Origin of the sequence: Pseudomonas helleri (assembly GCF_009600315.1) — a bacterium.
Lineage (GTDB): Bacteria > Pseudomonadota > Gammaproteobacteria > Pseudomonadales > Pseudomonadaceae > Aquipseudomonas > Aquipseudomonas helleri_A.
The window spans coordinates 1-25,552 of record NZ_WIWC01000034.1 but is presented as its reverse complement, the minus strand read 5'-3'; the positions used below and the strand labels follow the sequence as shown (position 1 = coordinate 25,552).

Sequence of the window (25,552 nt, the reverse complement as noted above, 5' to 3'; positions counted from 1 at the left end):
TTCCTCGTCAGCGACTACAAATACCCAGCCGTCAAGGCGGAAACCCGCCATATCATTCTCGCTTCACCCCTCAAAGGGCGGAAACCCGCCAACTTAGGCTTGGGGTATTGTGGTTTTTTTCCTACAAGCCTAGCCGTATCAGCCTTTTGCCCATCTTGGCCCGTCGCTTGCAATAAGCGTGAGAGGTCTGCCGTTAGAGCAGCTCGACACAACAAATCCCTCCAAGTACAGGAGGGTTCGCGCTTTAGGTATCGCCCGTCTCAGATGGAATGATGATGGAGTGATGCACTTGAGGAACTTTGCAATGACGACTCGTCAGCCACTGTACAAATCCCTGTATGTGCAAGTGATCGTAGCTATCGCTATCGGCATTTTGCTCGGCCATTACTACCCGGAAACCGGTGTAGCGCTCAAACCCTTGGGTGATGGCTTTATCAAATTGATCAAAATGGTCATCGCGCCGATCATTTTCTGTACGGTGGTGAGCGGTATCGCCGGTATGCAGAGCATGAAGTCGGTCGGCAAGACCGGTGGTTATGCCTTGCTCTACTTCGAAGTGGTATCGACCATAGCGCTGCTGATCGGCCTGGTGGTCGTCAACGTGGTTCAGCCTGGCGCTGGCATGCACATTGATGTGTCTACCCTGGACGCGAGCAAGATTGCCGGCTACGTGACCGCTGGTGCTGATCAAAGCATTGTCGGCTTTATCCTCAACGTCATTCCGTCGACCATCGTGGGCGCCTTCGCCAATGGCGACATTCTGCAAGTGCTGATGTTCTCGGTGATGTTCGGTTTCGCCCTGCACCGCCTGGGTGCCTACGGCAAGCCGGTACTCGATTTTATCGATCGCTTCGCCCATGTCATGTTCAACATCATCAACATGATCATGAAGCTGGCGCCACTCGGCGCGCTGGGTGCCATGGCCTTTACCATCGGTGCCTACGGTGTGGGTTCGCTGGTGCAGTTGGGCCAGTTGATGATCTGCTTCTACATCACCTGCGTGCTGTTCGTGCTGATCGTGCTGGGCGGTATTGCCCGCGCTCACGGTTTCAGCGTGATCAAGCTGATTCGCTACATCCGTGAAGAACTGCTGATCGTACTGGGCACCTCCTCGTCCGAATCGGCACTGCCGCGCATGCTGGTGAAGATGGAGCGTCTGGGCGCGCAGAAGTCGGTGGTGGGGCTGGTGATTCCAACCGGCTACTCGTTCAACCTCGACGGCACCTCGATCTACCTGACCATGGCGGCTGTGTTTATCGCTCAGGCGACTGACACGCACATGGACATCACCCATCAGATCACCTTGCTGCTGGTGCTGTTGTTGTCGTCCAAAGGCGCTGCAGGCGTGACTGGCAGCGGCTTTATCGTACTGGCTGCAACCCTGTCGGCTGTAGGCCACCTGCCGGTTGCCGGTCTGGCGCTGATTCTGGGTATCGACCGCTTTATGTCTGAAGCCCGCGCCCTGACCAACCTGATCGGTAACGCGGTGGCCACATTGGTGGTTGCCAAGTGGGTCAACGAGCTGGACGAAGATAAGCTGCAAGTCGAGCTGGCCTCCGGTGGCAGCCCGCTGAATGACATGCGTCCGGTGGACGATCTGCAAGTGGCTGAAGGCCCGGCACCGTCGTTGCTCAAGTAAGTCTGGCGCGATAAAAAAACCCATCTTCGGATGGGTTTTTTTTTGCTTGTTTATTCGACCCGGGTTTCGCCGCTGAACACCAGCGTGCTGCGGCAGCGCCGGCACAAATAGCCGCGCCCCTGCCTGACCAGACCGTGACGCTGGGCAGAGAAGGCGAAGTCGCTGTCCGGGCAAGGGCAGCGATAGATATAGCGCGTTGCCGTGCGTCGCTTGATGGCGTAGGTGTGGCAACGATTGGGCGGCAGCTCGTACACCCCGCGCATAATCAACTGCCATTCCTCGCCGTGGGCGCTGATGCGCTCCCCAAAGAGTTGGTGGGCGATCAAGTGGGCGACTTCATGGGCCACCGTCTGCTTGAGGAAATCTTCGCTGTTTTCGCGGTACAGCTGCGGGTTGAAACGCAGCAGGTTTTCGTGCAAGTGGGCGACGCCCGCTTTTTGCCCACGCAGCTTGAAGCTGACCACGGGGCGTTTGAAAGGCCGTTTGAAAAACACTTCAGCCTGTTGAAAGCACTCTTCGACGCGGGTATTTAGCAACTCGGGCATGCGGTTCGGTTCTCCAGAGGCGACGATTATGCCGCAAGCCGCCGGGGTTCCGAACCTGCAAAGTGCCGAGCGGTCAGTTGGTGTACACCGGGCCTACGCCCAATCCCCAGACAATCACGGTTGACGCCATGATCGCGACCAACACCACCAAGCCCACGGCCAGTACAGAGCTGGAGAATAAAAAGCCTTCATCCGGGTCAATGCTCATAAATGTGGGCAGGCCCACGTAGAGTAAATACACGGTATAGCAAATGGCTGCGGTGCCTACGACCATGCCCAGCCATAGATGCGGGTAAAGGGCCGCCACCCCGCCTATGAACAGTGGCGTCGCCGTGTAGGTGGCGAACGCCACGCAGCGTGCCATGCTCGGCTGTGCGTCGTAGGTGCGGGCCATCCAGTGAATAAATGCGGCCATGATGGCGACGCCCGCGAGCATGCAGAGATAGGACATCAGCGTCATCCACAGCGCACTGTCGACGGTGAGCATCACCGGGGCGCGATTGGCAATCACCCAGCCCACCTGAGTAGTTCCGATAAAGGCCGAAACAGGCGGTATGGCGGCAAGAATCAAGGTGTGAGTGAGGTACATATGGCCAATGCTTTCTTCCGCATCGCTGCGTATGTCGCGCCATTCTTGATCTGGATGGGTAAAAAGGCCCACAACATGATGGATCATGGCTATCACTCCTGCAGGGGGCGCATCGTCCCCCGTGGGACGTGCCGGTCGCTTGGCCTGTGATGTGATCAAGGAAGGACATGCGGCCTTGCATTGCAGTATAGAAAAGGTCGTGGCCCGTAAAATCGGTCCTTTAGAGCCAATTGCGCTTTCAGCGCCGGACTTAATTGCGTTGGGCTCTTTAGTCAGTTGCAAGGGGTTCGTGCGTCGCGCAATTTTGGGTAAAATCCCCGGCTTTTGGTCTTAACTCGCGGAATTGAAGCGCTATGGGCAGTCTTTCGGTCTCTCAAATCAAACTCCAGAAACGCCTGCGTCGATTGACCGGTGAGGCGGTGGCTGACTTCAACATGATTGAAGACGGCGATAAGGTGATGGTCTGCCTGTCGGGCGGCAAGATATAAGCGACAAATTTTTTGTAAAGTAAAAAAAGTTAGAAGCCGTCTCTTTAATGCCCGCTGTGTAACATTCATATATTCTTTTCGTTTGACAAAGCTCGTTTCCAGACTAGCCTTTTCTGAACTAGTTATTGGACTAACTATTTTGTCAATCATGAAACTCAGGCGATATCAATTCAATTCGTTACCATTCGTGACCCTAGTGGATGACGCGGATTGCCCTATTGATCCATATGTTTCGTGCTACCTCAATGGTCCGTTGTCCTCTAAGTCGGCTAATACGAGATTTAGATACGCAAATGAACTGTTGTTCGTGCTGCAGTACTTTTCAGAAAAGAGTATCGATTTGCCAGCACAGGTTGCATCGGGAAAGTTTATTTCGCTGAAAGAGTATATGCAGTTTTACGATAGTTGTTGTTTGCACAAAGGCGCATTTGATGCGGCTTCTAATGTGAAGCACTTTATAGTTAATGATAAACATCTAAGAAATATCATAGTCGCCAATCAGAAAGGTATGGCAAAGGTATCTAGCGAGACATTGCAAGGTCGCGTCAGGCGTCTTAGGTGTTTTCTTGATTGGCTATTTGAACAGTTTCACGAAGTGCACGAGGTTGACAAGGTAATAAGTGAGCGATTTGCTAAGCTGATTGCTAAAATTAAACTGGATGAAGAAGGACTTCAAAGAAATGGAAGTCAACAAGTAAGTGGCGCTGAGGAGTCGGTCCTTCCGGATGAGATTTTCCTGAAGTTACTCGAATTGATAATGCCTTCTTCTCCTAATAATCCATTCAAAGCATCAAGGGTCAGAAATTATCTGATCGTCAATTTGCTAGCACAAAGCGGCATCAGAAGAGGTGCGCTGGGAAAGCTAAAAATTTCAGATTTCAATTTCTATGGTACTTACGATCAGATATCTATCTATAGGTCTGGAAACGATTCAACAGATCCACGTGCTGAAAAACCCAATCAAAAAACAAAACCGCACTTGGCTACGGTTGATAAAAATTTAATGCATGAAGTTGAGTTTTATATTGATCACCTTCGCAAGGTATTTCCTCGCGCTAAATATCATGACTTTTTGTTTGTCAGCGAAAATGATTCAAAAGGTACCGCGGGTCAACCGCTTTCTCTGAAATCAATCAATTCAATCTTTCAGAAAATTTCTACAGCATTGGGGATTCATGTGCATCCTCATATGCTGCGTCACAAATGGAATGAAATATTCGATGAAAAGGGGGAGCGGTGTGGTATTGATCCTACTCTTCTTGAGGATATTAGGAAGTATGCTATGGGTTGGTCGCAAAATACAACCATGAATAATGTTTATAATGACAGGCGACTTGCATTGAAAGCGAGGGAGTTATCAATAGCGCACCAGCATAAAGTAGATCAAAAAAAATGATTCGATACAAGAAACAGGAAGGAGTAAAAGCTAGCAAACAAAAAGCTTCTTTGGTTACGGCTAAATCTAGCCTAGTGATAAATACTGCAGATGACGTATGGGTAGTGCTCCCACACAATGGAAAAGGACATAGCCTTTACGTAGGATGGGTACACTCATCGGCTATGCCGGATGATGAAAAGAATTTAATTTTGGATGTTTTTGTATATTACGTCCGAACCAAGGCTGCCAGCACAGCGTCCAGTATAAATACTAATGTTAAGCCATTTATGTCAGGGGGGATTCCTTCGTTAGACAGAATAAAAGCACTTTGGAGTGGGCTTAAAACAAACCAAAAGAAAGGGCTTAATCAATTTTTTGGAACGCTCTCCAAGCAAGGCCATGAAAGGTTTAAGGAGTATCATTCGTTTACTTTCATGCACTTGGATAAACTGCGTGTAAATGCACTCGACTCATCCAGTGGGGCGCTAAGTGATAGTGAGTTTGATTCGTTGGCTAAGGAAGTAAATGTTAAACTTCAAGAGTTTAAATGGGACGATGATCGAAAGCTTCTCTTTTATCAGTCGCCAGGGCTCTATGGTCGCCTTAGAAATTTAGTGACTAACAAGTTATTGCTTTCTATTGTGCGGAGGCCGATTCAAATTGCTTTTTTGAAATGGTCCGATTTGATTCCTGTAGGTGCAAGTTTTAATGATGCAGGAATTCGTGATGCGGATGAAATTGGTGCTATGGGCGGACAAGCACTGCAGTTAAGAGTCTTCATTGCAAAGTCTACAGGAATGAGCTTCTCGAGGGAGTGTCCCGAGCGCTATCCTATTTATATTTCCGATGATCTTTCAAAAGTGCTTATAGAGTATAAGAGAGTTATGTTGGAAGGACTCGCAATGTTAATGCAGTCGTTGGAAGTCAAAGTTGATAAGTCCGAACTGTTGAATTTAATGACTGATATGCCTATGTTTCCTCATACTAGCCTTTTTAAAGTGCGTTTTAAGTCTATCGTTTTTTTGAAAAGTCTTTTCACTTCACGCTCTACGGCCTACCACGTTTCGGAGGGGGCTGTGACGAACGCAATAAGATGGGTTCCGGTAACCTCTGATCGAACTGCAGATTGCATGGCCACTTCCAATAGGATTCGTCATACCGTATTAACTCGTGGCGCTCAGGATGGTTTGTCCGCTGCTCAGTTGGCAAAAATAACCGGTGTTACTGTGCCAGCTGCAAGGCACTATATAGACTTAGACTACAAATCTAGGCGGGAAATTGACTCCAAATATATCGGCAATGAGTTTCTGAGGAAGGCATTCAGCATTAATGTAACAGTAGGTTCGGCAGATGATGAAACTATATTTGACAATCAATTCAATCCTATTGGCAACCCTAGAGACAAGCGTTCATGCACTACCTGCTCAACAATAATGGGGAGACCATTGGGGTGTTATGGGTGCCCAAATTTTCGCCCAATACTTGAGGCCGATCACAGGTCGGTGTTAGAGCTCGCAGAGAATAAGCTTGCGGTAAATCGCAGTTCCTTAATCAACCCTCTTCACACCCGAAGCATTGAAAAATTGGAGCGACAAATTGCTTGGGTAAAACTGACAATAGCCGTTTGCGATGAAAACCTTCCAAGGCAGAGCGCAATTGAAGATTAACAAGTACTTTGATCGGTTAGAGTCGTTAATCGACTCATATCGTGACGCCGAACTAAAACAATTTGAAGGGGCTGGTGGTAATGCGATATTTGATGATCTGATTTGGTACCACATTGACCCTAATACCGGTCGCCGAACTAGGTATCTTTGCGGAGTACATGGGCGTAAGGGAAAGGGTAGCGCCGGTAACCTACCTACAGATGCGCTTCCTTATCCCTATAGTCATCTGATAAAAGTGTGGATAATCGAGGTGGTAAATACGCATTTATCCGCCAGCGAAAAAAAAGTGCTGACGTCCGCAGCTAGAAAACTATTATCATTTATGGAAGGGGATCTATACACCCAATCAGAATCTGCGATTCGAGAACTTAATTTAGGATTAAGAACTGTCGACCGGCTACGCCCATTTTTTGATTTTTGCACTAAGAAGGGAGTAATGCGAAAGATTGACCTAAAGGGAAGTGATAATAGAGACAGAACTGGGCATGCTTCTTTAGATCACGCGTTGGAGAAATTACCGGATATCACGACAGTTCTTGCTCTGGGCAATATATTCTCATGTGTGTTTGAACATGTTGATGAATTTGGAACGCTTCTTCCTGGTGAGAGCATTAAAATGCATGATGCCTTGGTTGTTACGTTTGCCATCTTGTCTCTGGCCTCACCTAATCGCACTTCTGCGGAAATACCGCTCCTTCCTAAACAACAGCTTAACTGCTATTCCGAAGGAGATGGGGTACCAGTCTATTATCTCGATTGGATTGGAAGCAAAGGATATAGGAACAATAAAAATCATGTTCTTTCGGCGCTAGCTGAACCAATCACGAAAGCTACGAATTACTTTTTTAAGGCATGTGAACCGGCAAGAGTATTGTGTAGGTATTACGAAAAGCCTAACCAAAGCTTGAGCCGACTGCTCGGAGAGTTCGAAATTGCGCCAGAACTAAAGCGCAATTCGTCTTTGACTCAGCAACCCAATCTTTTTACGTTAGGTTATGCGTTAGGGTTTTATGGAGTTAATCAATGCGTTCCGGTACTGAAGGAAGGTGTTGATCTAACTTTCATTAACCGGACTAAAAGAAGTCAATGCTTTGAAATGAAACAAATTTGGTCTTTGCAGCCTGAAGATCGGCTATCTGTCTCATATATCGATTCTGCCTCTTTATCAGCGCTACCGCTATTATTCGGATACTCTAATATGCCTAGGGTGTTTTTCGATAAAATCACTATCACAGTCGGAGAGGTTCAAAGTTGGTGGATTTCCTTTTACAAGGAAAATATTCTTCCAGAGTTTCCATTTTCATTTTCTAGCGGCGAGTCAAGTATCAGTATAAAAAATGCAATGTTTTGCTGCTTGGGAAGCTGGCTTTATGGGACATCCTCGAAAGGAGGCACCGGTGGGAAAATATTTCAAAAGTCGAAGTATTCAGTAGTACCTCTTGCATCTCTAGGGAGATCGGTTTCATCTAGAATTGGCCTTAGTCGAAACATAAAGTCAATTTTTCAAAGTTACGGATTTTCCTCGGAATTAACACTGTCCCCGCATAGTTTGCGACATTTATCCAATACCCTCGCGGATTTAAGTCGCATCCCGGTAGAAATAATAACTGCTTGGTCTGGTAGAAAAAATTCTGAGCAAACTCATACTTATATCCATACGTGTGACGAAGAGAAGGCAGGCAGGGTGAGTGCCATAATGAATCCACCTGATATCGACAATCGTTATATTAGGGTGGTCTCTCAAGAGCAGCTTACTAGAGCTACAAATCTACCGGCGTCGCTTACTTCTACGGGGCTTTGTACTCAAAATCTAAATGTGACTCCATGTAATTATTTGAATGATTTCGTCTCCCAGTGCTTTCTATGTCCAGAGACTTGCCACATTGCCGGCGATGTGAGTTCTATAGAGTTGTTTGAGAAAGATTTATCGTTTCAAGTTGTGAGGTTAGAGTCCGTGGCAGAGGATCTTCGTCTACCCTCATCTCAGGCAATGAAAAAATGGTATGTTATTCACTCTCGAAATACTCATGTTCTTTCAATGTTAATTGATTTGATGAAAAGTTGTTCCGCAGGTACGACAATTCGTTACTCGAGCAAAAAATCTGAATTCAATTTGATCGATTTAGATACGATGGCCATAAAAAGTGTTGCCTGTGCCCTCCCAAATTTTGAGACACGCCTGAAAAATTTGATTGAAAATGACGGTATGAACGCTACGGCAAACACCAATCCTCAGCTACGCTCTCTTTTTTCGTCTTTCGGACTGTCCGATAAGGAGGTGTGACGTGGTGGAACCAAAAATTTCTGCCCAAGCGCAACGTAAGATAGAGATTATGCTGATTAAGTGGGCAGGTAAGCTTACTTGGGATGCGCTAGTGGCAAAGGTTGAACTTGAACTCGCAATAAAAACCACAAGACAAACTCTATACACTTATATGGGTATAAGTACATCGTTCAAAAACAAAAAAGCGCAACTTCGAGGTTTGTCACCTTCGTTCTATACAAGGATCACAGCTTCTGATGTGAAGTTGGATAAGCAGATAGAGCACTTAAAGGCTGAGGTTGAGGTGCTAAAAAAAAATAATGCGGAGCAATTACGAATGATTGAAAGAATGCATTTTGAATGCGAATGATATTCCAAATCTGGATCTCTATGCTTTAGTTAAGAAGAGGCCTGAGGAAATACAAGTGTCTAAGAAGTCCTAGACAACTGGGGTGATCAAGTTTTATGCAGCGGTTAAGTGTTGTCTAGTCTAAAATTTATCTTTTAAATATTTTCTACGGTAATAGGTCTGCTGGGCCACATTCCAGGCTTTCGGCAATTTGGTATAGCTTTTCGACCGTAATATTGACTTCACCTCGCTCAATTCGGCCCATGTAGCTTCGGTCAACTTGGCAAATCAGAGCGAAGACGTCTTGCGATAAACCTTTTGCTTTTCTCGCTTGCCTGATCTTTTTCCCTAATTCTTTCGCCAGATTCCCCATAGCCGCCTCGACACACATGAGGAAAGACTATCGAGCGTTTGCGGACGATTCGGCCACGGACTATAATCCGTATTTTTGTTAAAGATCACTGAGGCGCCTGCATGAAACAAGATTTATTCGAATTCGACAGGCAGCTCCATTCTCTGCTTTGTATGCATTTTCCTGAGGAATTCACGACCCGCCAGTTGAGAGACGCATATGCAGCTCTCCTTCCTCCCTCAAGCTTTCGGCTCGCGGATGTGCGCGTCTATGTTTATGAACAGCTCCGTAGGCTAATTCGCGTTGGCTGGGCGGAGACGGCAGAGCAGCGCCAGAAGCGGGGGCAAGTGTTTCGTTTGTTGGATATGCCGCAACGGCTGCAGCTCGTACTGGTAGATGGGAACTTCTCCAAGAGCGTCAATTCGCTGGATGTTCACGCAGACGAGGGAAGAGAAAGACCATGCCTTACGTCTAACCCAAGGGAAGAGCAAGACGACCAAGCCCGCCTTCAAGTGATGCTGAAGGAGACCCGGCTTGATCTGCTCTCATCCTTGGGCGAGACCGAGCGCTACAAGCAGTTGTTTGAGGAGATCCCACATCTGAAGGGGCGTCTTGAAGGGGTATATCTAGAAGTCCGTGACAGAAGTTCAAAGCTCCTTGGTCACGTTCGTGCAATCGAGAATACGCTTAAGGCGATTTCTGCCACATGAATTCCACTCTCAGGGTATGGCAGCACGACTGCATTACGTTGGCTATGCAGCACTTCATCCAGCAACCTCATTTTTTTTGCCAAGCAACTCCTGGCGCTGGCAAGACGAAAATGGCAGCGGAGTTGGCTAGGCAATTGCTCCAGCAAGATAAGATAGATCTGATTCTCTGCTTTGCTCCGTCACGGCAAACAATGGATGGATTTCAGAAAGCATTCTCCGCCGCTCTAGGGAAGCGCCTGGATGGATTGATAGGTGCCGTAGGTGCTGTTTGCACGTATCAGGGGATGGAATATCGAGACGCAGCGTTCTGGAAGCTGTTCGACGACTATAGGGTGTTCGCAGTTTTCGATGAAATCCATCACTGCGCCGGCCATGACTTGCTGTTAAGTAATGCATGGGGTCAGCAGATTGTGCAAAGGATTCAAGATCGCGCCACCTTCACTCTTGCGCTCTCGGGGACACCCTGGAGGTCTGACCAGAAGGCAATAGCGCTTGCTCGATATTCTCAATCAGACGGGGTGCTGATCTGTGATTACCGATATGGCCTGCAGGAGGCAATCGCTGACGGCGTATGTCGGTCACCGCGTATCGTCCTATTGGATAACAATATGGTGAGGTTAACTGAACCGCTATCAACAGAAGGCACCGTCACTACGTATCCGAGTATTGCCAGGCTACTTTCTGAGTCACCCGTATCTTATGAAGATCTGCTTTTTCATGACGATATCCTGCGGCAGATTCTGTTTTTAGGGTGTACAAAGCTTCGCGAAATACGTGAACGACATCCGGAAGCCGGGGGCCTGGTGGTTGCGACAAACATTGAGCACGCTCACCGCATAGCTGACCTTATGCGTGCTCAGGGGGAGGTTTGTCAGGTCGTGACCAATAAGACGCCAAACGCGCAGCAGGTCATCAATGATTTTCGACATGGTGGCTGCACGTGGATTATTGCGGTTGGCATGATCAGCGAGGGGACGGACATACCCAGGCTGCAGGTTTGCTGTCATCTAAGTCGTATACGTACCGAACTGCACTATCGCCAAGTCTTGGGCAGAATCCTCAGGCGCTCAAGTGATGCGGATGGAAAAGCTTGGTTATATGTTCTCGCGGAACCATCGCTGCAGCAGTACTCGGAGCGTTTGGCCGATGACTTGCCCGATGATCATGCCGTTTTGAGTGTCGTACGAGCTTCGCAGTTTGGGTGCGACGAGCAGATTAACGACCATTCAGACGATCCTAGCGGCATTGAGATCGCCATCTTAGGAGGCTCAATGGGCGGACCCTTTTCCCGAATTGGTAGCGATCACGCAATTTCGATTCTCGGCTCGTCTGAACCCGCATTGTATGAACTCAATTTTTCTCAGCACTACCGAACCCAGCTTCTGAGCGTGTATTGAGAGCATGAGCTCATTAGCGTGGTTGTGATTGGAAAAGTTCAGCTTCTGCTTCACAGTTCACCGACCTAGCGGACACAAAATGCCAGCCCCCCAAAGTTAATTTTGCTAGTGGCAGCGCTGCGTTGGTGCCAATGCGAGAAACCCCTTGTGCGAAAACAGAAAAACAGGCGTAAGAAAGCGCGGTTCATCAAGGCGTTGATGGCCACTACAATTTGACTCAGCTCTGACCGAAAATGAGCGAGCAGCAAAAAGGATTTGGAGGCACTTGGGGGGACATCCCGAAAGCGGTTAGATTGTTGCGACGTCCGCGCCCCACGATTTTGACCGCAGAGGAACAAGCAAAAGCTTTCCTTCAGTATATCGATGTCGTTGCACCACCTCCCAAACCAAGGAGACCCCAAGTAAAAGCTTATGGGGGGCAGCTGAAAAGACCAGTTTGGTGCTTAGATGTGTTGGCGCAGGTACGATGTTGACCTATGTTACCGATCATGATTACCCATATGCTGGTTTGATCTCTCGTGTAAAACCACCACCTACCAAGAGTTTAGGTGGGATTCTTGGACATTGGCAAAATGGGTCAAAATCGCATCAGCGCTCACAGACCACGAAACCCAAGGTAATTTAGTCAGACAGCGCTACATTCAATGAGTCTCTGAGAAGACGGACCACACGCTCGCTGACCTCCTCAATGTTTAGAGTAGCTGACCCTCCATTGCTCAGCACTATCGTTCCTTTCAAGGGAGGGTATAGGCGGACTCGTATTTTTTCTAGGATGTGCTTCCGGTTACCAATTAATTGAGCGCAGGCGTCTTTGACGTCTTTTTCCCCAGAAATCAAGACTTTTGCGAATGCTTTATTTCCCAGCTCCAGTTTGGAAATTTGCATCGAGTCCAAACCTGCAGCGCCCCCGATCGCCTTGAGCAGCTCCTCTGCCCATAACAATACATCGACTTTTAGTTCCTCAATGCTCAACGTAAAGTCAGTTATTTCAGAGAACCTGCTGAGAACCGCCTGCAGGCTTCGGGGAGAGTTAATAAACTCCAAACTGGGAGGAGCTTTGGTCAGCCTGAAGGCGGACTCCCGATACTCGGTGCGATCAAAGCTACTCTCATTTCCAAACGGATCGGTGATGGTGTCGGTATAGTTGATCTTCTCAATATACCTAGCCTCTAGCGTGTCATCACGGACCTTATCAATAACGAAGCCATGCTGTAGGGTGCTGTTGAACTCCATGGATTTCATGCGTGCAGCCAACTGCGCGATAGATAACGGCCATTCGACGTTCAGCCACTTGTAACGCATCCAATTAGCCCTCGGTTTCGGCGAGCAATTCGTTCTTCAAATTCAGTGCTGTCTGCTCAATCAGGGAGAAATACCTTGCACGTTCCTTGTCTTCTACGGGTGTGATGCCTTTGCGGTGAGAACCTTTGTGGTACTTGAACTCGCCCTGCACCCCATACCTAAATCCTAAGCAGTTTTGTTTGTCTTCAAAGCCCGCTTCGAACTGGACGAGGTTAGGTGGGTTCTCGATTTGCTCGGATTTCCAAGAAATGTGCGTGATATAGAATCCGCGCTGGCTGAGTTCTTTATATTCCTTGGATTGGACTAAGTTCTGACCGCTTAATGCCATGCTGTGTACGACTGCGAACATCTCCATCCGAGCTTCGCTTTCAGCAGTGTCAAGATCAATGTCCAGGTCTTCATCGCTTTCTTCTGATCTGCGTAGGGATGAAACCTTCAAATTCATGACATTTCTCAGCTTAAAACCGGGGAGCGTCGAGATTAGGGACGTGAAAAACTTCGATCGTAGCTCTGGTGTAGGGAGCTTTGCCAGTTCGACCTTTTCTTGGGTCAAAGGAGCCTTTCTGCGTTGTTCCACACATTCCTTGATGGCCTGAACTACGCGTTTGGCCTTGTCCGTAGCGGGTAGTCGAACGACAGTTTTTCCATTTTCCACCAGAAAATCTATTTTCGCCTCATTACGTTCGCGTTGAAGGAGCTTGGTGCGATTATGGTTGAACTCGTCGTATTCAACTTTTACGACATATCCACCGTCTCTGCTAATACGATGCTTCACTTCTTCGTTCGGGCCAATGGTAGTCATGTAGCCTTCAACGGCTTCTCTGATGTCGTCTAAGGTGATTTCAGAGTCGAACTGGATATTCGTGGTCTTGTCCCTACGGGCCGGTGGTTCACGTTTGTCGACAATTGTTTCAATGTCGTGAAAACCGTGTGGAATCATGGAGATGTAGTCACAGATATCTTCTCGTTCGTCCTTAGCGGAACAGAGTATTCCTCGATCGCGCAGCAATTCCCGCAGTACGGATACAGTCAATCGTTGCTTCCCGGAAATCAGCAGGTCGTAGATGTCGTTGTCATTAGCGCTAAGGTGATCCAGGTATTCATTCATGTCCAAGTGCCTAGGTCGATGGAGGAGTATGTCGATTTGATTTCGGTGATCGGCTCGTATCGTATCGAGAGCACGTACCCACCCAAGTCTGTGCTGCTTCCAGCTAGCCCCTCAATGTACTGTTGTTGCGACTTTTGGAACGTGGGCGATGAGTTAGGATCGGGGTTCAGTGTTTTGATGGTCACCAGTGTTCGTTCGTCCAACAGTTCGTACTTGCGAAGGATATCGATCAGGTAGGTGAACTCTTGGGTCGTTTCTCCCTTCCTTGAGTAGAACACTACAATTTTTCGCTCCGCCTTTCCTTTGGGATCTCGGGCTTCGAGGATGATCATGGGAGAGGTCAAGGTTTCAAGTGTTGCGCCTTTTGCTTTTTTCACCTGAAGGTTGGCTTTGCGTACTAATTGCGGATGATAGAACGAGCAATGCTCTGGCCCAGGCAGCTCCGGATTCCGCTTGCCTCTCATTCTCTGAATTTCTTTGCTAACGTTGTCGAGCCAGAATATTTCTTTGGGCCCAAGGACGAAGAGCTTTTTCCCCTTAGGCAGATGCAAGCTCTCATTGGCAACAAAGGTCAACGTAGTATTGAAGTCTGCATCGTATTCACCGTCATGGTTATAAACGAAAAGTAGTCCGCAGATTGTATAGGTCACATCGTCATGCGCGTGCTTGTCTTGCCATATAGGGCTCTTATCCGCACACGCGGTTTGTTTCCCCAAGCTGATTAATGCGGACTTTATAGCTGGTGACTTAATCGACCCCTTTGCGTAGCTCTTTAGGTCGCAATGCACATAGGTACGCTTCGCTGAATAAGGCTCATCGTAGTAATAGACAACATCACAGGGGTGGGTAGATACACCGTGCTCCTCTGTTGCCTCGCAAGGCCAATCATGGTTCGTCGGGCCGATCCTATCCCAGAAAAACTCCGCAAAAAGTTCGGATGCTAGGATTTCAGCTTGCCTGGCGATATTGTCATTTTCAGCCACGTACTTAGTGTCCTTTTATAGTTTTCTCAGTGTGTTGTTACGAGCGCCTCGGGTTCAGCATGATCCTATGGTTAGTAGGAGCCTCAGACACCTCCGGTGCTCCCTCACAGCCTAGTGTCGACTCGAAATGATTTTTTGATATTAGCACCGGGTCAGATCACTCGACTCGAGTTAAAGGAGAGTTATACCAAAGCTTTTTACAGTGCTACCTAAAACTTGAATCGCCCAGAACTCTCTAGACACACTGCAAGCTCCCGTGGTCGCTGACTGGGTACCTGAGTACAGTCCGGAGTTCGCCGAAATGATTGTGGCCGAAGATTGTGGCAACTGGACCGAATTGGACCCGGATGAGCTCATAGTGCAGTTGGATGAAATGCTCAAAAATGGCAAACGTCCGGCGTACGGGAAAAGCGTAGCGGCCTGCTACCTCGTGGATTTACAAAGCGCCGTTGTTGTATTCACCCTACCAATGCGCCGAGCAATGGAGCTAGAGCACTCCAGTCATTATTTAGAAAACATAAAAATGGAGTTACAGCGCTCCAATTGAGTATTTCACTACGCCCGAAATATAACTAAAGTGCCATCATCTAATAGCGAGATGATGGCAATGAATATTTTCACGCCTCAGCCCATTCAGGTTTCGCTCGGCCAATGGTTTAGCCGCAACCTGTCCTCCGTTCTAGCTGTCGCAGGTGCGCTGCGGGAAACACAACACGATGCCGACGGCCCCGGGCCTTTGTCCGCGGTACAGATCCAGCAGCAAACCGGCATCGCCCGTAGCACGCTGCGGGCCCTGAAATCACCAGCGCAAGGTAGCGATGCCAACCCGGACCTGAGCACTATCGAGCGACTTGCCGAGGCTCTGGGTGTGCCACCTGCTTTCCTGTTGATGCGGCCCCAGGACTGGGCACTGCTGGCAAGCGCGATCGGCAACAGTGGCGACTACCTAGCTGCAGCTCACAAGCTGGAGGCCGAAGAGCGGCTTCAGGCGATCAATCCGGTGGAAAAGGTCCTGCGCGAATGCAAGGTCCATCCAGATCAGCGCCCCAGTATCGTGGGCGCCTCGCCGGAAGTTGCCCGGGCCAATGCCCGCGATGAGTGGCGCAGGCGTGCCTGTCTCAAGCTCGATGCTCTGATGCTGCGAGAGATTTCAAAATCCGGCCCACGCAAGTGGTTGGCCGCGATAGCGGGTGCTTGGGTCAGCCAGACCACGCCACACGATCCTTCTTATAGCGAACAATAAGGACTGCCGGGATGCCGATCATTCACGACCCCGATCTTGCCGATGTATTGATGAGTGCCAGTGCCGATGATATGGGACTGCTGATAGATGTGATCACAGATAGCGGCAAGGGCCGCATCTCCCTTTCCTCTTCAGTCTGTCGTCAGTTGATGGCCGCTAAGGACAAGGGTGCCGACGAGTCGGCCGGGGCCATTTTTGCCGAGGAGCTGACCCGCTTTGGCGGCAACTCACTGGTCAACCTCTTCCGCGGTGGCAGTGGTGTGCCGTACCGCGAGCTGCTGGCGGATGTGGCCGGGCACGTTGGCGCGAAGAACAAGGCGAGCGCCAGCTGCGCCGAGATGGAAATGGCGATCATCACCAAGGTATTCGCCCAGTCCCTGACGCGGATGAGCGAGGAAGACCGCCGCACACTGTTCGAGTCCCTAGGCGGACTGTCGTACCGGCCCGGCATGGGGCCGGGGGCATTGGCGGCCTTGCTGGCTTCACTCGGCAGTTCCGGGCTGGCGTCCTATAACGTGGCGGCGGTGGTCGCCAGCGCGACCATGAGCAGCCTGGTAGGGCGTGGCGTGGTGCTGGCGGGTTCCAGCACCCTTGGTCGTGGCCTTGCAGTACTGGCCGGCCCGGTGGGCTGGGCCATCACCGGTATCTGGACGGCGTTCGACCTAGCCAGCCCGGCGTATCGGGTCACTTTGCCCTGCGTAATCCAGATCGGCCATATGCGCCAGAAGATGTTGCTCAAATCTACCTGTCCCGGTTGCCATGCGGTAGTCGCGGCCGGTGCCAACTTCTGTGGCAAATGCGGGATACGCCTGGGCGCCTGATGCCTACTTTAGATGACCAAGGAGTGAGTCCATGAACCCTGTGATTTCCCCTCTCGAATTTCTCCTGACCAACGTCATCTGCTTCGCCGCCGGCGCGGCCACGGTGGTCGCGCTGAACCTCGCTGCGAAAGCCGTGCATGCCTCAGGCAAACGCGCGGCACAGAGCTCCACCTGAACCAACGGATTGAGTAGGAGCGAGAACCGTGTACAGCAACCATAACGCCAAGCGACTGGTATCCCTCAAGGGGGAAATCATAGTGATCAATGCAAACATCCAGAGCTTGCGTGCCGACCTCGACTGGTTCGAGCGATTCGACCACGAGAATAACCATGCCAAGCTCGCTCAGGTGCAACGGGAAACTATCGCCGCGCGGGAGCAGCTTGCCAGGGTCGAACAGAGCATCAAGGCCAGCCGCGCTGAGCTGAATAGCGCCAAGGGCGTTGCCGAGGCGGGCTGGTCGCCGTTGCACTGGTTTTCCAGTGAGCGGCGCGTGGCCGAGCGCCAAGTCAGCACCCAACAGGAGCGGCTGTTGCAGTTCAAGAACCGGCAGGTGGGCTTGGTATCCGGGCTCGGCGAAAGCCAACGGGAGGAGCTGCGCCTGAGCGCCAATTCGCAGCGATACCGTGGCTACGATTCACTTCAGGCCAGGGCAACCATCACGCAACTGGACAACGAGATGCAACGCCTGCAGGGCGTCGCCGAGGAAGTCAGAAAGGCCAGCGCTCACTGGGAGGCGGTGGCTGGAGAGGTGTATCGCAATTGGAAAACTACTCATGACCAGTTGCGGGCGACGGAGCGGGACATCATCGATGCCGAATGCTTCATCATCCAGTTGGACAACGCGCAAAGCTCATTTACTAAAAGGATGGTCCATGAAGATTGTGAAATCCGCTTTGGTGCCGGGCAACGCAGTCCGGATAGGGTATTGAAGGACCGGCAATTCCATCAGCGCAAACTGGAACGGGAAGAGGATAAACGCAAGCGTCGGTTGCGCGACACCTTACGCCTGCTGGAAAACGAAATCCGCAACCTGGTGGTAGACGGCAACAATCTTTGCTACCTGAACGAAGCGGGCGGAAAACGACGCTTCATCGGTCTGGTGGTGCTTAAGGCACTGGTCCCTCACCTGGCCGCGACTTATGGCGTGACCTTGGTCTTCGATCCGGGCATCCGCTGCCAACTCGATATGAGCGACAACGCACTCCAAGCGATGTTTCCGCAGGTACGGGTACTGGTTATGCCGCCCACTCTCACCGCCGACCATCCGGTGTTAGCAGCCGCGGAGTTCGATGTCGGGACCTATGTGATCAGCAACGATCACTACAGCGATTACCCGGACATGGCCGCGGTCCGAGAGGATCGAGTACTGCATGCAGTTATCCATCGCGACTCCGTGCAGATCCCGCAACTGCAGGTACTGCTGCCTCACTGAGGCCCTACGCGACCGGTGACCTCCGGTCATGTGCAACCCACGCCTGCGCGCTCGTGCAGGCTAGCAACGAGTCAAGAAAGATGGATCTGAAAGGCCACCTGCTGTACATCGACATCACCCAAATTTGCGGCATCGGTTGCGCGTTCTGTATGTACGCCGACAAGCACAAGACGGGTATGAGCATGGAGTTATCGAGCCTTGCTCGGGAGAACCTGGCGGCGCTGATCAACGCCCCTGACGTCAAACGCATCTCCATCAGCGGAGAGGGCGAACCCCTCAACAACGCCAGAGTCTTCCATGAGATTCTTGAGCTTTCCCAAGGCGGTAAGCGTTTTGAGTTCATTACAAGCGGTTTCTTTCCCCACGAGAAGATGGCGGAGTTCTATGACACCACCAATCGCATCGTGCTCAGCCGTGGCGACACCTGCAATATCCGTCTGAGCTCGGACAGCCACCATATCGACAAGGTAAAATGGCGAGCACATGGCTTCAGCTTGGATTACCTGCGACGAAACAGTCCGGCCGGGCTAAGCTTTTCGTTTCGTTCGATCGACACTGATCGGGAGTTCACCCGCGACTACCTACGAGAGGAACTGGCGCGCTGGGGCCTAGACGCCGGGATTGTCGCGGGCAATACCCTGGAAGATACGCTGGTGGTCGGCGAGGAACACTTCGGCATCGACTACAAGAACCTCGTCCACCCGGCGGCCGACACGCCACCTGGTTACTTGGACCTGCATGGCTACATCGACGCGATCGAAGCCCGGGTCAACAAGCGCTTCACCCTCGGCAGCCTCAACCCGCCTCCCTACGCCAACGGCATGGACCTGACGGTGAAACCTAATGGTGACGTCTACCTGTACGGCATCGAACACCAGCGTTTGGGCAATATCCATTTCGACCGAATCGGCTGGGAGCGACTGGCCAACCATGTGCGCGACACCCCTCTGGTTCGCGCCCTTTACAGCCAACCGCTTAGGGACCTGCTGGCGCGTATCGACGACCTTGAACTGGTGCACAAGATCCTGCGCAAGGTGAATAACCCCTACTGGCTGGTCAAGGAACTGGCCAATCACGATGGCCTGTTAGAACGGATGGTATCGGCATGATCGACTCCCACAGCCATACCTTTTATTCCAAGCATGCCGTCGGTACGGTGGATGAGTTGGTGCGGGCGTCAATCGCCGCCGGAGTGAAGATCCTCACCATCACCGACCACGCGCCTTTCCCGGTGGACAGCGACAATCGCCTGTTGGAGGCGGAACTGGAGTGCTATTTTGCCGATATTGAGCGGGCACGACAGGAGCACCAAGGGAAGATCAAGATCCTGCGCGGACTGGAGTTCGACTACATGCCGGGCGCGGATGCCTACAACCGCGAGATGTTGGCCCGGTACGAGCTGGATTTCGCCATCGGCTCGATCCACTACGTTGAGTTGCCGGGCGAGCCCATGGCTAAGGTTTGGGAGTTGGCCCGGCTGTCCGCCCCGGCCTTTCTCGACCGATATTTCGCCCATCTGCAAGCCTTGTTGGAGTGCGGGCTGTTCGACGCCGTCGGGCACGCCGACACGCTATTGCGCGGGGTGGCGGAAGATGTAGTGCTGCGCCGGATGGAACCGCTGCTGCCGCTGTTCGCCCGCAATGATGTGGCCTACGAACTGAATGCCTCGGGCATTCGCAAGTCGAGCCTGTTGCCCGGTTCGGCTCGTGAGGTTCAGGGCGTCTGGAGCTACCCATCACGCACCCTGCTGCCCCAACTGATCGCCCACGGCGCGGCCTTCACCATAGGTTCAGACGCCCACGATCCGCTGGACGCGGGTGCAGGCATCCGCACTTTGGTCGATGAGCTGCAACCGCTGGGCCTGGACCGGATCAGCTACTTCGAAGGGCGTCGACGCATCGGCATGCCCCTAGACTTCTTCAGCCTGTCGTCTGGCACCGATGCAAGGATTGTCCCGTGAACTCCCGATCAAATGACTGGAAACTACTCGCCAAGGCGCCTGTCGACGAACAGCTGTCGCGCTTTCGCGATGCCGTGGCCCGGCCGCAGGCGGAGGACGTGAATGGAGGTCTGCGCGCGTTCGCTGGCGGCTTGCTTGCGCAAGACTTGATCGATATGGACAGCTATGTCGCGGTGCTCGGTGGTCATGCCCTGAACTGTCTAACGTCCGACGGCACCAACGGATTCCGCGACATGCGCAGTGGCGCAAGCGCCTCCGCGCTGACAGCCATCTACAGCCGTGCCAAGTACGGCAGCCAGAAGGACATACGTTTTCTCGCCGGCCAGGTGATCAACTATCTGGAGCAGCAGCTGGATGACCCGGCATCGCACTGGGCACGGTTGTTCACCAGCGCGCGGAAGCTCAACGACAATGTGGTGCTCATGACCACTGGCTGGCGCAACGTGCCTTCGACGGCCAACGTGCTCTACGACATCGTGGTGGAGGAGCTAAACGTCAAGCTCGCCCATATGGGCCTGCCCACCCTGATCAACGTCAAGCTGCCGCGCATCGCCCCTCCTTGCGAGAACTACGCGAGCCTGAGTACTGAAGAGCGCGAGCGGGTCAATCTTGTCCAGGACCATGTGATACCCGCGGAGAACTTCTATCGCTGGAGCGGCGTGCACGTCATCTTCGGCGACGATGTGCTGGTGACGGGGTCGACTGCCGACAAGGTGTTGCGTGAGTCCCTGCTAGCCGGTGCCCGCTCGTTCCAGGCGATCTACCCGGTTGCCATCGATCCGCGGATCGCCCTGGCGGATGCCACCGTCGAGGAGCGCCTGAACATGGTGGAAATCAGCTATCAGCTGGACGACACATTGGCCAAACTGCTCGGGGCTGTGGATTACCAACCCATCCTGCGCACGTTGCGTCTACTGTTTTCGACGGACAACTACCAAGCCTTGCCGGCATTCCTAGCGCGGGTGCCTGCGGCCAATTGGTTGCGGCTGTACAAGGCAGCTCTCGGAAATGAGTTCCTGCGCCAGGCCGAATGCATACCCTCGCTGACGCTGCTGCGGCATTACCTGGAGGACAATGGGCTGCTTGGTAGTAGCGGCGTGAAGGCAGAGAGGGCTCCGTTGTGCGTGTGAACTACGTGAGCTACTGGGAAACGGCGGCGGGGCAGAGCATGCCGCCGTGGATCGCCTTGTCCCTGGTCTCCATGCAGCGGGCGCTGGGGGACCATTTCACCCTGCTAACCCCGGACAGCCTAGAGCATTGCATAGATGCTTCTATCCTCAGCAAGGTTTGGAGCTTCGAGCCGCTGACCTTCAACATGGACAAGGGGATCGAGGCGATCGTCGCTAGGAGCGACTTCATCCGCATGGCCTACGTGCATCGCCATGGCGGCGCATGGATCGACGCGGACAGCATCCTACTGCGCGACCCGACCTCGCTGCTGTTCCCGACGGGACTCGACGAGCGGCTGCACTGGCACAGCGAATGCCTATTCGCCTCACAGCCGGGAAATGACCATCTCGCCGAGGCACTGGCGACCGGGCTGGCCGTCGAGGCACATGCCTGGGGCAACCCGGGAGGGATCAAGGAGATAGTCGCCAGGTTGCCGCACCAGCAGGCGCTAATTTCGCCCTCGGTATGCGACCCGGGTTATCGACCGCTGTACAACTTCGACAGTTGCGCGGTGATGAGGCGGACGGACATTGGCGTGAGCGATTTCTTGCTGCGCGACGTGAGCCTACTCAAGCTGTACAACACCTGGTTCAAGCGGACAGCGACACGCGATGAGTCGGTGGCCGAGTTCCTCGACGAGGAAACTCTGCTGTCTCGCATCTTCCTGCATATCGAACCCGACCGTGGCTATTGGCTGGGGGAGTGTGAGCGCTTGATCGAACGCTGCGGCTGAGGGTTCAGGCCAGATCAACCGCATGCGCCGGCAGGTGCACGCGGCAACGTTTGGCCCCGTTTAGCTCCAGGGGAGTCGCGATCACCTCGTGCACTGTCGGGGTCTGCCGGTGTGGCGAGCCATGAGCTACATATAGCCAGGCCGGCACGCGGTGGGCAAAGTGGTCGAATTCCAACTCGATGCGCAATAGGTCGAACACCTCTTTGGTACGTCCGCTCGGAGTCCAAGCCAGCGGCGCGCTGCGGTGATGAGGATGGATCAAACGCAACGGTCGTGAAAGTTGCAGGTTCAGCGTGCCCGGATAGCACTCGGCGACTTCAGGAAAAGACCGGCTGATCAAGGGCAGCTGGCGGGCCAGGGTGCCAGTGGCCACGCCCAGGCCGGAAACGATATGCGCATCCACTACGAGAGTGGCAGCGATTGACTCTTGCAGCAGTTCGGCGACGTGTTGAATCACGTCGACATCAGTGAATTCGTTCATGTTTTTCCTGTCGGTGTGCGGGTACTGACGTGGTCCCTGGCGACTAAACACAACCCGGGTATGAGGGGAAAGCGGCGGCAGCCAGGGATTGGAGGAGTTGCTGGCCGGATAGATCGCGACCAATGCCGCCTTCAGTCCGACGGCCATGTGCACGATGGCAGTATCGACACTGACAACCACTCCGGCCCGCTGGATGGCACCCGCGACCTCGCGGGGCGTATCCAGTTCGACAAGTGTCCGGACGTTGCTGCGGGCGATGGCGTGCTCGAGCTGCAGTGCCTCGGCACGGCTGGCGGGACTGCACAGAATGCCAATATGGTGCTGCTGCCAGGCATTAGCCAGGGCACGGACCAGCGAGAGCGCTTTGGCGAACCCAAGGCTTTTATCAGGTCGGCTGGCATAGGGGTTTACCAAGATGTGCGCAACGTTGTTGCCGTCCTGTCGTTCGGGAAGCGGGACGATATAGTCGCGGTTGATCCGGGTCGCACCGAGGTCGAGCAGGACCCGGGTGTAGCGCTCGACCACGTTGAGCTGCGCAGTTGCTTCACCAAGCTTGCCGTTGACGCAGTGCAAGGCATCATCCAGCGAGTAGACCCGGGCGGGCTTAAGTAAGCGGATGAACAGCATCTCAATGGGTTGGATACGGCCAACTAGGTGGACAAACACATCGACCGATCCCAATTCCCGTACCAGTGGGCCCAGCCCGGTCAGCGTGGGTGCGCAAGCGACAGGGATGACTCGGTCGACGCCGAAATCGAGCAGATGTAGGTCGACCAGCTCCGGTACGGTGAGCACAGTGATCCGGGCTCCGAGCTTGTGCGCTTCGCGAAAGAAGAATGAAGAAACGATCGCATCGCCCAGTTTGGCGTCCCAGCGGGGAAGCACGATATGCAGGGGTTGGGCAAGGTCGCGAGGTGCCAGCTGACAGTCGACCAGGCAGCGCATCAACATACGAGCGATAGCCTTTCGATGGTTTTGCAAAATCGACATCAGCTCGTACTTTCGGGAATAGCTGCCGATGATATCTATGGCATTGGGCCGTTACCAGTACTGGCCTAAGAAGGGGTAGTCCGTACGAGCTTGGAAAGTGTCTACAAAACCAGGGACGATTCAACATGAATTGAAGGCGATCTACAGCAGATGCCGTCTGACTTCTCGGCGTCAAGAGACTGAGCGAGGGAAATACCAACGAGGCGGCACGGATGGTTCAGGTCAGCAGCGGCGTGACTGAAATGACTACTAAGCTCAACCATCTGGTAGCGAGATTTAGGCTATGAAAGAAAATTCAATCGGCATCAAGTGGCGAAGATATCGATTTGTTGATGTTTTTCTTCAAGATCTACCGGGCATGGGAAGAGCTTTTCAAGGAGGATCCATCCCGAGACGCTCTATCGTTTCATGTAGGCTCCGTTTTTGAGTAATGAGTAGGTCGCACGATTACACCGCCGTCCGGTGTCTAATAGATTCGGTTTGCCGGATTCTTACTGGGTCACCGAAAGATGCTCCGTCCTCGGCTCTTCTGGCTTCATTTCCCAGGGTTTTAACGGGTGTTTGTGGCGTGTCTGGAAACGCAGCGGCCATTTCAGGAAATTCAGGAGCAGGCGGCCAAACCACGACTTTCCGCTGGTCCACTTATCGACATCTTTGAGTTCCGCGCGGTTTTCCACTCCTTGCTCTCGCTCGGTCCGGAGGTCGTGTTCGAAAGTTTGCCACGGCTGGAGCCGGTTTTTGTAGCGCTCAGGGACGCTAAGGGCTCCAACGTTCGCCGCGCCGAAGTGTCCGTCTACGACGTCAACCCCGGTTGCCGAACTGAAGGGGGCCCAGAGGGAAAGCCCAAACGCCATATAGAATTTGTTGCGCTGATGGCGTTCACTTTCGGTTTTGGCATCAACGTGCGACAGGTCACCAGGTTCGATTGTGTAAGCCGGAATTGCCGCGTTTTCCAGCCAGGTGATAACAGCGGCCATCAAACTGGGCCCTAGGCCAATGCCTCGCCGCCCCATGATCAATTGCCCACTGGGACCAAATTTCACTGACTTGGTGATGTGGCAGACGGTTACCGAGACCTGGTTGTGGCAGATGTGAAAGTCAGCTTTCAGAGCCGACGCATGCGTTGCCCGGGCGCGGAAGAACTCGTACTGCTCGGCCGGACCCTTGTCGAGGTCAGTTCGGACATGCTCGGTAAGCACTGGAATCACGACGCGACCAACACCGTTGTGGTGTTCAAACACCATCAGGTGTTTCGCCTGGCAGAGGTTTTCCAGTCGTCCTGAGGCTTCTTTGAGTGTAAGTGTCACGTAGTGCTTCCTTAGCCTCTGAAAGGCGGGCGAGATATGGTGCTGCTGTTTTGGTGAGTCTACATACCCTCGGTTGGTGTACGAACCAACCAATGGCCTTACGCGACGGAAAATGACTTTGGCTGGCAATGTTCGGCTTCCATCTCGGCCTTGAATATTATGGCTTTGGCCTCGGTTGGAAAGTGGTACAGAACCGCGTCTTCACTAGGGTTGGCGTGAGTGTCTCAACTATCCAAGGCTTTTTGGTGCTTTCACCATTGCGCAGGGTGAAGCGTTCTGGTTGCGCCATGACCTTGTCACCGGCGCCGAGTACGTCACCAATGCCGTAGATTGAAGTGAAGTTGCCTGTGTCCGGCAGCAACACCACCCAGGTGCTCGCGTTACATCCGTTCCAGCTGCGGCCGATAAGAAACGCGCCACCGGCGTTTCGGGTGGATGTTGAGACCAGGCAGGTGTCTTCGCACACCATGCAGAGGTGTGTTTTGAAGAGCAGCGCCTAGGCTGGCGCAGCGAGTAGGTCAGAGTTTTCACCAGACTCGATGGATCCGCCCAGCGTGCTGATGGTCGGTATGCGATCCATAAACCCCACCTGCCCAACAGTGGGTTAACGGCTTACCGTGGCATTTCTGGCGAGCAGTTCCACG

24 protein-coding genes and 1 pseudogene are annotated in these 25,552 nt (G+C 52.5%); 17 read left to right on the top strand and 8 right to left on the bottom strand.

The features are described 5' to 3' along the window. The first annotated feature begins 304 nt into the window (after nucleotides 1-304). Nucleotides 305-1,639 carry a dicarboxylate/amino acid:cation symporter gene (locus GHN86_RS17630; protein WP_153376901.1) on the top strand — a complete coding sequence of 445 codons (1,335 nt, stop codon included), beginning with the start codon at nucleotides 305-307 and terminating at the stop codon, nucleotides 1,637-1,639. A gap of 50 nt (nucleotides 1,640-1,689) precedes the next feature. Here the strand turns inward: GHN86_RS17630 and GHN86_RS17625 are convergent, their stop codons facing one another. After that, nucleotides 1,690-2,184, bottom strand: coding sequence for a SprT family zinc-dependent metalloprotease (locus GHN86_RS17625; RefSeq protein WP_153376902.1), 495 nt, complete (start codon nucleotides 2,182-2,184; stop codon nucleotides 1,690-1,692). Nucleotides 2,185-2,257: 73 nt separating this feature from the next. Next, entirely contained in the window at nucleotides 2,258-2,860 is a 603-nt protein-coding gene (locus GHN86_RS17620) for a Yip1 family protein (protein WP_153376903.1), read from the bottom strand. Between the two features lie 266 nt (nucleotides 2,861-3,126). Here GHN86_RS17620 and GHN86_RS23445 point away from each other — a divergent pair. The 5 genes and pseudogenes from GHN86_RS23445 to GHN86_RS17600 all read left to right on the top strand — a co-directional run. Beyond that, a pseudogene (locus GHN86_RS23445) lies at nucleotides 3,127-3,255 on the top strand (tRNA 2-thiocytidine(32) synthetase TtcA); the annotation flags it as partial. 313 nt (nucleotides 3,256-3,568) lie between these two features. After that, complete coding sequence (locus GHN86_RS17615) at nucleotides 3,569-4,657, top strand: site-specific integrase (RefSeq protein ID WP_323369987.1); 1,089 nt, start codon at nucleotides 3,569-3,571, stop codon at nucleotides 4,655-4,657. Next, nucleotides 4,654-6,306, top strand: a complete 1,653-nt coding sequence (locus tag GHN86_RS17610) for a hypothetical protein (RefSeq protein ID WP_153387050.1) — start codon at nucleotides 4,654-4,656, stop codon at nucleotides 6,304-6,306. Before GHN86_RS17615 ends, GHN86_RS17610 begins: the two co-directional genes overlap by 4 nt. Continuing rightward, nucleotides 6,269-8,590 carry a hypothetical protein gene (locus tag GHN86_RS17605; RefSeq protein WP_153387048.1) on the top strand — a complete coding sequence of 774 codons (2,322 nt, stop codon included), beginning with the start codon at nucleotides 6,269-6,271 and terminating at the stop codon, nucleotides 8,588-8,590. The genes GHN86_RS17610 and GHN86_RS17605 overlap by 38 nt, the downstream gene beginning before the upstream one ends. A gap of 1 nt (nucleotide 8,591) precedes the next feature. After that, nucleotides 8,592-8,939 carry a hypothetical protein gene (locus GHN86_RS17600; RefSeq protein WP_153387046.1) on the top strand — a complete coding sequence of 116 codons (348 nt, stop codon included), beginning with the start codon at nucleotides 8,592-8,594 and terminating at the stop codon, nucleotides 8,937-8,939. A 145-nt stretch (nucleotides 8,940-9,084) separates the two neighbouring features. Here the strand turns inward: GHN86_RS17600 and GHN86_RS17595 are convergent, their stop codons facing one another. Then, nucleotides 9,085-9,291: a helix-turn-helix domain-containing protein gene (locus tag GHN86_RS17595; protein ID WP_127929401.1), complete on the bottom strand. Its 207-nt coding sequence runs from the start codon at nucleotides 9,289-9,291 to the stop codon at nucleotides 9,085-9,087. 101 nt (nucleotides 9,292-9,392) lie between these two features. On the opposite strand from GHN86_RS17595, the gene GHN86_RS17590 reads away from it, so the two are divergent. Beyond that, nucleotides 9,393-9,980: a hypothetical protein gene (locus GHN86_RS17590; RefSeq protein WP_153387044.1), complete on the top strand. Its 588-nt coding sequence runs from the start codon at nucleotides 9,393-9,395 to the stop codon at nucleotides 9,978-9,980. Then, nucleotides 9,977-11,377: a DEAD/DEAH box helicase gene (locus GHN86_RS17585; protein ID WP_153387042.1), complete on the top strand. Its 1,401-nt coding sequence runs from the start codon at nucleotides 9,977-9,979 to the stop codon at nucleotides 11,375-11,377. Before GHN86_RS17590 ends, GHN86_RS17585 begins: the two co-directional genes overlap by 4 nt. 621 nt (nucleotides 11,378-11,998) lie before the next feature. On the opposite strand, the gene GHN86_RS17580 is transcribed toward GHN86_RS17585, so the two are convergent. Genes GHN86_RS17580 through GHN86_RS17570 form a run of 3 tightly spaced genes read right to left on the bottom strand, consistent with a single transcriptional unit; the run spans nucleotide 11,999 to nucleotide 14,770 of the window. Next, nucleotides 11,999-12,679, bottom strand: coding sequence for a hypothetical protein (locus GHN86_RS17580; RefSeq protein WP_153387040.1), 681 nt, complete (start codon nucleotides 12,677-12,679; stop codon nucleotides 11,999-12,001). A gap of 4 nt (nucleotides 12,680-12,683) precedes the next feature. Beyond that, entirely contained in the window at nucleotides 12,684-13,787 is a 1,104-nt protein-coding gene (locus GHN86_RS17575) for a hypothetical protein (protein ID WP_153387038.1), read from the bottom strand. Next, nucleotides 13,784-14,770 (bottom strand): hypothetical protein, encoded by a 987-nt coding sequence (locus tag GHN86_RS17570; protein ID WP_194286557.1) that lies wholly within the window; start codon nucleotides 14,768-14,770, stop codon nucleotides 13,784-13,786. Before GHN86_RS17570 ends, GHN86_RS17575 begins: the two co-directional genes overlap by 4 nt. 301 nt (nucleotides 14,771-15,071) lie before the next feature. Here GHN86_RS17570 and GHN86_RS17565 point away from each other — a divergent pair, with 301 nt between their 5' ends. From GHN86_RS17565 to GHN86_RS17530, 9 genes are all read left to right on the top strand, one after another. Beyond that, complete coding sequence (locus tag GHN86_RS17565) at nucleotides 15,072-15,317, top strand: hypothetical protein (RefSeq protein ID WP_153387036.1); 246 nt, start codon at nucleotides 15,072-15,074, stop codon at nucleotides 15,315-15,317. Nucleotides 15,318-15,377: 60 nt separating this feature from the next. After that, complete coding sequence (locus GHN86_RS17560) at nucleotides 15,378-16,013, top strand: helix-turn-helix domain-containing protein (RefSeq protein ID WP_153387034.1); 636 nt, start codon at nucleotides 15,378-15,380, stop codon at nucleotides 16,011-16,013. 11 nt (nucleotides 16,014-16,024) lie between these two features. Further along, on the top strand, nucleotides 16,025-16,834 hold the full coding sequence (locus tag GHN86_RS17555) for a ubiquinol-cytochrome C chaperone family protein (protein ID WP_153387032.1): 810 nt from the start codon (nucleotides 16,025-16,027) through the stop codon (nucleotides 16,832-16,834). A 31-nt stretch (nucleotides 16,835-16,865) separates the two neighbouring features. Further along, nucleotides 16,866-17,009, top strand: coding sequence for a hypothetical protein (locus tag GHN86_RS23440; protein WP_194286556.1), 144 nt, complete (start codon nucleotides 16,866-16,868; stop codon nucleotides 17,007-17,009). A gap of 28 nt (nucleotides 17,010-17,037) precedes the next feature. Further along, on the top strand, nucleotides 17,038-18,267 hold the full coding sequence (locus GHN86_RS17550) for a hypothetical protein (RefSeq protein ID WP_194286555.1): 1,230 nt from the start codon (nucleotides 17,038-17,040) through the stop codon (nucleotides 18,265-18,267). An 80-nt stretch (nucleotides 18,268-18,347) separates the two neighbouring features. Next, the gene (locus tag GHN86_RS17545) at nucleotides 18,348-19,376 is read left to right on the top strand and encodes a radical SAM protein (RefSeq protein WP_153387030.1); all 1,029 of its coding nucleotides are present in this window, start codon (nucleotides 18,348-18,350) and stop codon (nucleotides 19,374-19,376) included. Further along, nucleotides 19,373-20,227, top strand: a complete 855-nt coding sequence (locus GHN86_RS17540) for a histidinol-phosphatase (RefSeq protein ID WP_153387028.1) — start codon at nucleotides 19,373-19,375, stop codon at nucleotides 20,225-20,227. The genes GHN86_RS17545 and GHN86_RS17540 overlap by 4 nt, the downstream gene beginning before the upstream one ends. Continuing rightward, the gene (locus GHN86_RS17535; protein ID WP_323369986.1) at nucleotides 20,224-21,357 is read left to right on the top strand and encodes a hypothetical protein; all 1,134 of its coding nucleotides are present in this window, start codon (nucleotides 20,224-20,226) and stop codon (nucleotides 21,355-21,357) included. The genes GHN86_RS17540 and GHN86_RS17535 overlap by 4 nt, the downstream gene beginning before the upstream one ends. A 38-nt stretch (nucleotides 21,358-21,395) precedes the next feature. Beyond that, nucleotides 21,396-22,130 carry a glycosyltransferase gene (locus tag GHN86_RS17530; protein ID WP_153387058.1) on the top strand — a complete coding sequence of 245 codons (735 nt, stop codon included), beginning with the start codon at nucleotides 21,396-21,398 and terminating at the stop codon, nucleotides 22,128-22,130. Between the two features lie 4 nt (nucleotides 22,131-22,134). Here GHN86_RS17530 and GHN86_RS17525 read toward each other — a convergent pair whose 3' ends face one another. Together GHN86_RS17525 and GHN86_RS17520 are read right to left on the bottom strand one after the other, a co-directional pair. Next, entirely contained in the window at nucleotides 22,135-23,601 is a 1,467-nt protein-coding gene (locus tag GHN86_RS17525; protein WP_153387026.1) for a glycosyltransferase family 9 protein, read from the bottom strand. Nucleotides 23,602-24,092: 491 nt separating this feature from the next. Then, complete coding sequence (locus GHN86_RS17520; RefSeq protein WP_153387024.1) at nucleotides 24,093-24,908, bottom strand: hypothetical protein; 816 nt, start codon at nucleotides 24,906-24,908, stop codon at nucleotides 24,093-24,095. Between the last annotated feature and the right edge of the window lie 644 nt (nucleotides 24,909-25,552).

Bases quoted from the DNA above. Each gene is read 5' to 3' on its own strand.
- GHN86_RS17630 (WP_153376901.1), top strand. From the start codon at position 305: ATGACGACTCGTCAGCCACTGTACAAATCCCTGTATGTGCAAGTGATC.
- GHN86_RS17625 (WP_153376902.1), bottom strand. From the start codon at position 2,184: ATGCCCGAGTTGCTAAATACCCGCGTCGAAGAGTGCTTTCAACAGGCT.
- GHN86_RS17620 (WP_153376903.1), bottom strand. From the start codon at position 2,860: ATGATCCATCATGTTGTGGGCCTTTTTACCCATCCAGATCAAGAATGG.
- GHN86_RS17610 (WP_153387050.1), top strand. From the start codon at position 4,654: ATGATTCGATACAAGAAACAGGAAGGAGTAAAAGCTAGCAAACAAAAA.
- GHN86_RS17605 (WP_153387048.1), top strand. From the start codon at position 6,269: ATGAAAACCTTCCAAGGCAGAGCGCAATTGAAGATTAACAAGTACTTT.
- GHN86_RS17595 (WP_127929401.1), bottom strand. From the start codon at position 9,291: ATGGGGAATCTGGCGAAAGAATTAGGGAAAAAGATCAGGCAAGCGAGA.
- GHN86_RS17590 (WP_153387044.1), top strand. From the start codon at position 9,393: ATGAAACAAGATTTATTCGAATTCGACAGGCAGCTCCATTCTCTGCTT.
- GHN86_RS17585 (WP_153387042.1), top strand. From the start codon at position 9,977: ATGAATTCCACTCTCAGGGTATGGCAGCACGACTGCATTACGTTGGCT.
- GHN86_RS17580 (WP_153387040.1), bottom strand. From the start codon at position 12,679: ATGCGTTACAAGTGGCTGAACGTCGAATGGCCGTTATCTATCGCGCAG.
- GHN86_RS17575 (WP_153387038.1), bottom strand. From the start codon at position 13,787: ATGAATGAATACCTGGATCACCTTAGCGCTAATGACAACGACATCTAC.
- GHN86_RS17565 (WP_153387036.1), top strand. From the start codon at position 15,072: ATGATTGTGGCCGAAGATTGTGGCAACTGGACCGAATTGGACCCGGAT.
- GHN86_RS17560 (WP_153387034.1), top strand. From the start codon at position 15,378: ATGAATATTTTCACGCCTCAGCCCATTCAGGTTTCGCTCGGCCAATGG.
- GHN86_RS17555 (WP_153387032.1), top strand. From the start codon at position 16,025: ATGCCGATCATTCACGACCCCGATCTTGCCGATGTATTGATGAGTGCC.
- GHN86_RS23440 (WP_194286556.1), top strand. From the start codon at position 16,866: ATGAACCCTGTGATTTCCCCTCTCGAATTTCTCCTGACCAACGTCATC.
- GHN86_RS17545 (WP_153387030.1), top strand. From the start codon at position 18,348: ATGGATCTGAAAGGCCACCTGCTGTACATCGACATCACCCAAATTTGC.
- GHN86_RS17540 (WP_153387028.1), top strand. From the start codon at position 19,373: ATGATCGACTCCCACAGCCATACCTTTTATTCCAAGCATGCCGTCGGT.
- GHN86_RS17530 (WP_153387058.1), top strand. From the start codon at position 21,396: ATGCCGCCGTGGATCGCCTTGTCCCTGGTCTCCATGCAGCGGGCGCTG.
- GHN86_RS17525 (WP_153387026.1), bottom strand. From the start codon at position 23,601: ATGTCGATTTTGCAAAACCATCGAAAGGCTATCGCTCGTATGTTGATG.